The sequence below is a fragment of the Allobosea sp. P1_A7 genome (genome assembly GCF_056406775.1).
On record NZ_JBFTZN010000580.1, the window covers coordinates 1 to 1648 of the forward strand.

Genomic DNA, 1648 nt, shown 5'->3' on the forward strand with positions numbered 1-1648 from the left:
ATACAGTGCTGCCCGCCGAGAACGCCGACATCGACAGCGACGAGCAGCTCGAGGCCATGAGGATCGGGCAGCGGCTGCGAGCCCTGCGGGCCGAGCGTGGGCTGACGATCCTGGAGTTGGCGGCGAAGGCGGGCGTTTCCTCCGGCAGCATCAGCCAGATCGAACGCGGCGCCTCCAACCCGTCGGTCAGTACGCTGCAGAAGCTGCGCGCCGCGCTTGGCGTCACGCTCTGGTCGTTCCTGGAAAGCGACGCGGCCGAACCGGCCCGCGAGTCGCAATATGTCCGGCGCCAGGCCAATCGCCCGCGCATCGTCGTCGGCACCAATCAACTGACCAAGGAGTTGTTGTCGCCGCGCGACAACAACGAGCTGCGCTTCATGATCCTCACCGTACCGCCGGGCGCCGAGAGCGGCAGCTTCCTGAGCGGGCCCGGCGACAAGGGCGGCTATGTCCTCTCCGGTCGGGTCGAGCTCAGCATCGGCGACGAGGTCTTCGAAATCGGGGAGGGGGACAGCTTCCAGTTCCCCAGCACCATTCCGCATCAGGTCGTCAACCGCTCCGCGAGCGAGGCGAAGCTGATCTGGATCATCAATATCCGGGAATCGCACCTGTAGGGCGATCGTATCAGGCGGGGCCGGCAAGGCCGCCTTCGCCTGCCATTCCAGCAGACCCAGAGGAAACATGATCACGCGTCACGAAGTCACCGGCCGTCTCAGCAAGGTGCTGGTCGCCAATGGATTTGCCTTCCTGTCGGGCCTCACCGCCAAGGACCGCAGCGGCGGCGTCAAGGAGCAGACCGCCGATATCCTCGCCCAGATCGACGCCTATCTGGCGATGGCCGGCACGGACAAGACCCGCATCGTCGTCGGCAACATCTGGCTGAAGGACATCAGCACCTTCAGCGAGATGAACGCGGCCTGGGAAGCCTGGGTCGACCCGAAGCAGCCGCCGGCACGGGCGACCGTCGAGTCGCGCCTGGCTGCGGACGACATTCTCGTCGAGATCCAGGTCCAGGCCCTCGTCTGAGCCTCAACGTCCGCCGCGCGTGATCGCGGCGGACTTTTTTCGCGTGTCCCCAAATCCTCGCGTCCTCCAGCGCAAGCGGTCCGCCATGCCTCAGTCATCTGCCCTTCCGAGCGTCGTCCCCGGCGACCCGTCCTGGTGGTTCATCGAGGCCATGAGCGCTGAAGCAGGCCGGCCGGATTCCGGCAAGAACGGCGGCAAGGTTTCGGGCTATTGGGGCTCGCTTGCCGGGATGGAAGTAAATATCGGCTCAGACGGCGCGCTGGCGGTCGCCCGTTCCGGAGCCCGCGCCCAGGACGCGATCCGCGCCTTCGCGACGGCGCCCGGTCGCGATGTCTGGTGGCGCGACGGCGCCAGCATCCGCGTCTCGGCCTCGCCGGCGCAGGATGCCAAGATCAAGGGGTATGTCGAGACCGCGCGGCGTCTTGGCGTGCCGGATATGGCCCATGAGCTCTCGCCCGACGAGGTGGCAGCCTATTGCCGCTCGCCGGTGTTCCGCGGCGGCGTCTACCTGGCCGAGGGCGCAACCGTTCAGCCTGCCAGATTGGCGCGCGAACTGCGGCGGGCCGTGATCGATGCCGGCGTTTCCGTCTTCGAGAACACCCCGATGGTCGCGCTCGATGCC

Annotated in this window: 3 protein-coding genes; all 3 read left to right on the top strand. The window is 67.1% G+C overall.

Going from position 1 to position 1648, the window contains the following annotated elements:
* On the top strand, positions 1-614 hold a 614-nt coding region (locus tag AC1D34_RS37745), incomplete at its 5' end, for a helix-turn-helix domain-containing protein (RefSeq protein ID WP_476827052.1).
* A gap of 67 nt (positions 615-681) precedes the next feature.
* A complete protein-coding gene (locus AC1D34_RS37750; protein WP_069881941.1) occupies positions 682-1026 on the top strand; it encodes a RidA family protein in 345 nt (114 codons plus the stop codon).
* A gap of 85 nt (positions 1027-1111) precedes the next feature.
* On the top strand, positions 1112-1648 hold a 537-nt coding region (locus AC1D34_RS37755), incomplete at its 3' end, for an NAD(P)/FAD-dependent oxidoreductase (RefSeq protein WP_476827053.1).